General features: G+C 43.1%; 10 protein-coding genes. 5 read left to right on the top strand and 5 right to left on the bottom strand.

Annotated features, from left to right (window positions below; all coding sequences use genetic code 11):
• Nucleotides 1-52 precede the first annotated feature (52 nt).
• Nucleotides 53-406 (bottom strand): CopG family transcriptional regulator, encoded by a 354-nt coding sequence (locus GVY04_22915; protein NBD18880.1) that lies wholly within the window; start codon nucleotides 404-406, stop codon nucleotides 53-55.
• Nucleotides 403-1,053 (bottom strand): AAA family ATPase, encoded by a 651-nt coding sequence (locus GVY04_22910; protein ID NBD18879.1) that lies wholly within the window; start codon nucleotides 1,051-1,053, stop codon nucleotides 403-405. The genes GVY04_22915 and GVY04_22910 overlap by 4 nt, the downstream gene beginning before the upstream one ends.
• Before the next feature lie 521 nt (nucleotides 1,054-1,574).
• On the opposite strand from GVY04_22910, the gene GVY04_22905 reads away from it, so the two are divergent.
• A complete protein-coding gene (locus tag GVY04_22905) occupies nucleotides 1,575-2,150 on the top strand; it encodes a methyltransferase domain-containing protein (protein ID NBD18878.1) in 576 nt (191 codons plus the stop codon).
• Between the two features lie 264 nt (nucleotides 2,151-2,414).
• Here GVY04_22905 and GVY04_22900 read toward each other — a convergent pair whose 3' ends face one another.
• The 3 genes from GVY04_22900 to GVY04_22890 all read right to left on the bottom strand — a co-directional run bounded on the left by GVY04_22900 (nucleotide 2,415) and on the right by GVY04_22890 (nucleotide 3,754).
• Nucleotides 2,415-2,831, bottom strand: coding sequence for a hypothetical protein (locus GVY04_22900; protein NBD18877.1), 417 nt, complete (start codon nucleotides 2,829-2,831; stop codon nucleotides 2,415-2,417).
• A gap of 319 nt (nucleotides 2,832-3,150) precedes the next feature.
• Nucleotides 3,151-3,450, bottom strand: a complete 300-nt coding sequence (locus tag GVY04_22895; protein ID NBD18876.1) for a HigA family addiction module antidote protein — start codon at nucleotides 3,448-3,450, stop codon at nucleotides 3,151-3,153.
• Nucleotides 3,451-3,457: 7 nt separating this feature from the next.
• Entirely contained in the window at nucleotides 3,458-3,754 is a 297-nt protein-coding gene (locus GVY04_22890; protein ID NBD18875.1) for a plasmid maintenance system killer protein, read from the bottom strand.
• 633 nt (nucleotides 3,755-4,387) lie between these two features.
• Here GVY04_22890 and GVY04_22885 point away from each other — a divergent pair.
• The 4 genes from GVY04_22885 to GVY04_22870 all read left to right on the top strand — a co-directional run bounded on the left by GVY04_22885 (nucleotide 4,388) and on the right by GVY04_22870 (nucleotide 6,823).
• The gene (locus GVY04_22885; GenBank protein ID NBD18874.1) at nucleotides 4,388-4,885 is read left to right on the top strand and encodes a hypothetical protein; all 498 of its coding nucleotides are present in this window, start codon (nucleotides 4,388-4,390) and stop codon (nucleotides 4,883-4,885) included.
• A gap of 5 nt (nucleotides 4,886-4,890) precedes the next feature.
• Nucleotides 4,891-5,577, top strand: a complete 687-nt coding sequence (locus GVY04_22880) for a hypothetical protein (GenBank protein NBD18873.1) — start codon at nucleotides 4,891-4,893, stop codon at nucleotides 5,575-5,577.
• Nucleotides 5,578-5,669: 92 nt separating this feature from the next.
• Nucleotides 5,670-6,284 (top strand): hypothetical protein, encoded by a 615-nt coding sequence (locus GVY04_22875; GenBank protein ID NBD18872.1) that lies wholly within the window; start codon nucleotides 5,670-5,672, stop codon nucleotides 6,282-6,284.
• Between the two features lie 203 nt (nucleotides 6,285-6,487).
• Nucleotides 6,488-6,823, top strand: coding sequence for an alpha/beta hydrolase (locus GVY04_22870; protein ID NBD18871.1), 336 nt, complete (start codon nucleotides 6,488-6,490; stop codon nucleotides 6,821-6,823).
• Nucleotides 6,824-6,927 lie beyond the last annotated feature (104 nt).

The raw sequence follows: 6,927 nt of genomic DNA, 5'->3' as shown, positions 1-6,927 counted from the left end.
CTACGGGGAGGTGATCTCTCCCCAATCCCCCACCTCACGAAGTAGGTGGGGGTCATTGAATCTCTTCCAAAGCCTCATCGAGTAATAACCGCACAATGTCAGCTTTCGTCCTTCCCGACTTGGCTGCCAAAATTGAGAGTTTGCGGTGAGTCGATTCTTTTAAATCAACGGTGAATCGTTTCGTGGCTTCTTTTGATTCAGCTTGTAGTTTATCCATTAGTTTTGATGTTTTCTTGATTGGAGGATCTGGTTCATCGGATATAACGGGATTGTCGGGTTCAGGGTCTGATGATTCCGTTGGCTTAGCCTCTTCATCAGGCGTATCGTCAGAATCATCCGAGGCATTCCCAAAGACAAACTCTTCGGCTAGAGAATCATTCAGAGATTTTCGTTTCTTGCGTGTCATGGCAATTGTTTGAGCATTTCCTTGAATAACTGTTCATACTCTCTGGCTGCATCGTTCGCGGATCGTCCCGATAAATTCCACACTGTTTCTGATTGACCGGAACTATCAGCAACGACTTGTCTCTGGTGGATGATACTTTTCAGTAATGTCCCTGCTGGGTTTTCGTTCAGGAGCGCGATCGCCTCTTCTTTTAAGCGGGTTCCCTTGACTGCCCGACTCAGGAACATCACCGCTTTGGGTCGTCCTTCCCGAACCGACTGCGCCTGCTTCACCAACCGCATCGCATCCGAAGCCGAACGCAAATCTACCCCAGTCGGCTGGACTGGAATACAAGCTAAATCGGAGCGGAATAAAATCGCCCGAGTTGCTTCCGATAAACTAGCGGGACCATCCACCACTAAATAGTCGTAATTGGGAACGAGTTCAGGAATTTGTTCAAGTAAATCATCTGGGGATTGCAAGACCTGACACGGAATCTCACACGCTTCCATGTTCTCTACCCAAAGCGAACTAGACCGCTGTCCATCCGCATCAATCAATAAGATGTTTTGTTTCTGCTTCGAGATTAACCAGTACGCCAAATGAACAGAGGAAGTAGATTTGGCTACCCCACCCTTTTGGTTGATAAAAGATATGACTTGTCCCACTTGCTTACCTCATTAAATAATTGCATACTTAAAGCCTTACTGCATTACTGACTTACTGCATTACTGAAGTAAGTATAACAACTCCAAATAAGCAAGGCGTTACTTTTTTACTTCATCTTTGCAGCACTTGATTGAATCAGTATATAAATAAGTATTTACTGCCTTACTGCATTAATTACTGCAATACTTAAATCAGTTAGTGCTTTACTTTCTTTTGACTGGTATTGATTCAGGCGATCTGCTTTAATTGTAGGGTGATCGCCCACCCAAACCTAACCCAGCTTGACTAGTCCTGTCGGACCAAGAACTGGGCCCCTCGCAGAGCAAGCTAACCCAACAATCGGAAAGCATACCCATTGGCCAAACGCAAATCAGAACCAGAACAGCCAAATTTCGGCTCTCCTCAATCGCTTTCACCCGGTGCTAGCGAAGACTGGCAAACAGCAATTGACAATACGACTCAGAGATTTAATCGCGAATACCGTCAAGAAAATTTTGCTCTCCCAGCAGAAGTCGAAGCAATGTCTATTTTCGAGCAATGGCAGGAGGGAACTCTCCAAAACCGCATTGCTTCTCAATTTTGGGAATTGAAAACTCCCAAGAAAAAGGAAGCTTGGTTAGATATTGGTTGTGGGTTGAGTTTTTTAATCTATCCCTGGTCCCAGTGGGAGGCTTTTTTCTATGGACAGGAAGTGAGTACCGCAGCACGGGAGATCTTAATGAGTCGGGGACCCCAACTCAATTCCAAACTGTTTCGTGGGGTAAAATTGGGTGCAGCTCATCGATTAGCTTACGAAAACAGCCAGTTTGATGGTGTGATTGCTACGGGTTGGAGTTGTTACTATCCTCTCGATTACTGGAAACGGGTTCTAGCTGAAGTCAAGCGCGTGCTCAAACCTAAGGGCAGCTTCATTTTTGATGTGATTGATCCCGAAAGTCCTCTCGCTGAAGATTGGGCGATTTTAGAAACTTATTTTGGTGCAGAAGTGTTATTGACGCCGCTGAGTGAGTGGCACCGTCTCGTGCGCCAGGCTGGGGGGAAAATTGTCAAAAGCTCATCTGGCGAGTTGTTTGGGAGTTGGCAAGTCAGTTTTTAAGGTTTTGCTATTGATTTGATCCCAAAAGACGGGGATCAGCTCGTTAAGTTTGGACCAAAACCCCAAGTAGTTGTTTGACTTACTAATTTGGTTTTAGTCTATTCGCTGGCGCGATCGCGAATTGAAGCTGTCTCAAATCTGTCTCAGTTGTATAGCGCAGTCAATTCTTCAGCAGGCTACTTGTTGTAGGAGAAAAGCGAGGCGACCCTAGCAAATGAAGCAACGCAGCCGAACATCAACCTTCTATTGATGCCTGATAGTGTGCTAAGGATTGGATAAGTATTCTCGTATCTTATGCCTTGGCATTTCTTGATCAAAATTAGGAAAAATTGCTTGAAATTCTTCTTCAGTCAAAACGGTATATTGATACTCTGGACAAAGATTATGAACGGCATCATGATGAGCAAATATTACTAATAATAAGGCTTGCTTTTGTTTTGGGATATTAGAATCTAAATCCCAAATTTTTGGAAAAGTTTTTAATAATGCCAAGGAAGATTTTTCTAATATTTCATTACGACTATATCCTTGATCCAAGTAGCGACAGATTGACTCTTGATGGGGAAGATAATCAATCAAAGTATTATAGATATCTTTTGATTCAGCTTTGAAACTCCCTGGGAACCAAGAAATCATCAATCCCGAGACAAAAAGGATCCTTTTAGCGGTTTGAATAAGCATCGATTAAGGAAGAACTCCTCATCCATTTGTCTGAATGGCAATAACAATATTACCTAAGCAAGCAATCGTTCTAAAAATTAACAAATAACTAGTAAAAAAAAAGAATATTTTTACGGTTATGGATGGGAGGTGTGCTAAGATTTCTGATCAATTCAGAAAAGAATTGATATTTATAGTCTTCCCACGAGAAAAGAGAGATCATTCAAATTCACTACAGAATCCCTCGTTTTCAAGTAATCATGATCAACTCAGGAATTAGCGGGAACTTTTGCTCCTCAAGAATCAGCTTATGAAAACGTCGGTGAGCCTTGCTCGCCGCCTAATGGCAAGGGGTAATTTGTTCAATTTCTTGACCTTCCTTTTGTTGAGCACGATAAAGTTCCCAGCGTCTTTGGAAATTTAACCAAAAATCAGGAGTTGTCCCAAAAAACTTGGCTAACCTTAAAGCCGTTCCTGGTGTGATCCCCCGTCTGCCGTTAATCAAATCATTGACTCGTTGATAAGGAACGTTAATTGCTTTGGCTAACTCAGTTTGACTCATTGCCATTGGTTCGAGAAACTCTTCTAAGAGGATGATACCGGGATGAGTCGGTTGTCTATGGGTGGGAACTCTAACCATAATTTCCTTAACTGTGATAATCAACAATTTCTACATCTTCGGCGTCTTCTCCCAACCACCGAAAACAAATCCGATACTGATCATTAATTCTGATACTGTACTGGTCGGCGCGGTCACCCCGCAGTTTTTCCAGCTTGTTGCCAGGAGGAACACGTAAATCATCTAAGGCAGCAGCAGAGTCAATTAAATCCAGTTTTCTGGCTGCTTTTTTAATCAAGTTTTGAGGACACTTTTTTCGAGCGAACTTAGTTAGCTTACCCTGGAAAATGTCTTCTGTGCCTTGATCGCGAAAGGAAAGGATCATTTAACATTTACTATGATCATACAATAATACAGATACCATGAAAATGTTTAAGCTTTTTTGCTGTTACATGACCAACGGTCATCCGCAGGTCTTCACTGCGTCGCGCAAGCTCCTCGCTCCAGCCGTCGTCTTACGGCGGAGTACGGATGACTCTTGGCCAATGTAAGTTGGTGTGTTACCGGTTGAGATCACCTTAAATGTCAGATTTTTTTACTTCCTTACTCTTCCTGCACTGTCTCATCGGTAGCATTGGCGCTCTCGTTGCGGCTAATAAAGGTTACAGTCGTCTAGTTTGGTTACTTTTCGGTTTGCTAGGAGGAACCTTGACGTTTGTTGTGGCTCTAACGCTCGATCAGAGAGCAAAACATTAAGGTTATTGTCAGCCGAAGAGATCAGGGGCGGGAATCACCTTGAGAGCGAGCATAAGTTAACTAATCATAGTGGTTAAGCGGACCATCATCTAGTCACACCCTTCGAGGAGTGAGTGCTGTGCCGGGCACACTGCACTCACTTGAGTAACGTAAAAAAACACATAGCATGAACTAAATCTTTCTCTCAATTTGTCTCTCATACATATTGCCAACAAAAATAAACTGAGTTATATTATGTCTGTACCATATATATGCTACAGACATGAGTGAATACGAAAGCCAGAACCAGCACAAACTCAATCGCGCCATCGATACCCTCACCGAAAAGATGGCATCTCGCTACGGCGACAACATCAAGCAGGAAGCGCGCCAGCAGTTCAGCAGTAAACTCCAGGTGAAAATGGAACAAGCGGCACGAGAAGCTTGTGAGGAAACTTGGAGTGAAATTGTTAGTGAAGCGAAACATATTCTCGCGGAATTAACGCAAGCGCAAACGTCTCGTTGTCTGGCTTATGAACGAGAAACGCATCCGGTTTCTGAGTTTGAGGCTCAACTCCCGGAATTTGAAAGTTTAGACGAGAAATTAATTGCCGGACGAGAGAACACCTCTCATATGCGTCTCATTGGTGGAGAAACTTCCACCGAACAAGACATCTTTGCGGCTTACTCCATTGGCATGACCCCTCTCGAAATTGCTCATCAACTGCAGTTACAAGAAACCGAAGTCAAAAAAGTTCTCAATGAAGTGGCTGAGGTTTAATTGCGATGACTTATTCTCTGGAACAACTCGAAGAAATTACCACTCTTAACCCCGCTCATCAACAAGCCGTTGAAGCGCTCTTGGGGTTCTATCAATTTGTCCGCAGTACGTGGACCGCCAACGCGATCGCGCAACTGAAACAAGCTCATGACCTCGATTTGCGACGGAAGCAAGACCGCTTGCAACTGGCTCATTTCGCAGCTAGAGAAGAATTAGACTTTGCGCGATCGTTACCTGAAGGATTGCAACCGGTTGCAGATCTTCCCGCAGACAATAACTACCAACCAGCAACAGCAGAAACGGAAACCGAAACTGAATCAGCCAGTGAACGCTATGCGCGCTTGGAAAAGTTTACCCTCTTACTCCTCACTGGACGCATTCTGCCTTCCGGTCCTCCTCTCAATGGAACACAAGAAGCCCCGGCAATGCGAGTGTTGGGCAGTCCGAAAACGCTCACGGAATTGGAAGCTAACTACAAACAACTGGTTAAACACCATCATCCCGATATTAGTCCCTTCTCTACCGAAGAAGCGCAAGCGCGATTTACCTATATCCGCAAACTCTATCAACTCACTCGTAAATGTTGGGACCAACTCAAACCGACAGCAATCATTTCTCAGCAGACATTGCAACATCGCTTGCAAGCGCGAGTCCCTTATTCTCCCGAAAGTTTCTGGTACTGGTTGGAGTAGCAAACAAGCAGAAGACACTTGCTAATTTGCAAGCAATAAGAGAAAATAAATGAATTGCAGGAGAAAATGATGCAAGATTGTAGAGAGTTGCAATGGAATCTGAAATAGACCGCTTTCCCGTCAAATCATTAATGGAGCGCTATAACATCACGCGCAGTGTGCTGTATAACCGCTTCAAAGGTTTAGGCATTATTCCCACAAAATTTGGGCGACAGTCTTATGTCACGGGAGAGGAACTGGCGTTGCTGGACCAGTTGCACGAGTATATCCAAGCGGGGGGCTATATTACCGGCTTTATTCAAGAGTATAAAATTGATGAAGAAACGGAATCGTTGCGCTCTGAGGAGGAAACTGAACGCAATGGCAATTATTCAACAGCAACAGTGAAGCGGAATGGTAATCAGTTAGCAACTCAAAACTCATTGATTGAATCGCCGGAAGTGTTGGAAAAGGTCATTGAAACGACGGTTAGTAGCACGGTGAAAGCGATTCGCGCCAGCAATGAAGATACGTTAGAGGATTTAGAGACGTTGCAACGGATTGCAGATAACGGTTGGTTGATTCCGACAAAAAGACTGGCACAAATTATCAATCGTGCGCCTTCGACGTTGGCGAGAAAGCCGGAGGTGAACTATTGTGGCTTTCGTTTGATTCGGGCGCATCAAGAAGGGAATCAGAGTTTGTGGCGCGTTCAGAAACCTGGATAGTTAGCTGGCAGCGCGATCGCGCTCCTTACATCGTAAAAACCAATTAAGTAGTACGGGATGGCAAAAAGTGGTGATCGCACTGTTGAAAGATCAGTATGGAATGGGAACTATATAGGTTAGGATAGTGCAGCTAATTCCTTTCATAACTTGATCAAAATAACATATGACAGTCAATTTTTAGGAATTTCAGTAATCCAGAAAATATGTATGTTAAGTACTTTGCAACCAACCGTGATCGCGAACATCTAGGACATGATTTTAATCGTGAAGATCGTACTAAGTTACAAAAAGGTGGTTATAACTGGATTGATACAAAACAATATATGTCTTACTATTTAGCGACAACCGATCCAACCACTATGCCATCAAAGGCAATTATTAAAGATTCTCAAGAGACAATTTTCAACAAATTTCTTAAGTATCCATCTATTAAAGACATTATTGTTTGTATTCACGGTTACAACGTTCACCTGCATGGTGCTTTAACGTCTTTCTCAATTTTAATTGATACTCTTAAGAAAAGATTCAGAAATTTCTGAAAAGGTAACTACAGAAGAATTAAAAGATAATGATGAATTTAATGAATATCCGATAGCAGAAGAGTTAGCTAAGCAGTTAGAGAATGAATATTACTTTTTAGAAA

The sequence above is a fragment of the Cyanobacteria bacterium GSL.Bin1 genome (assembly GCA_009909085.1).
Lineage (GTDB): Bacteria > Cyanobacteriota > Cyanobacteriia > Cyanobacteriales > Rubidibacteraceae > Halothece.
Note: the sequence above shows the minus strand (reverse complement) of the source record. Positions and strands in the feature narration are given on the sequence as shown.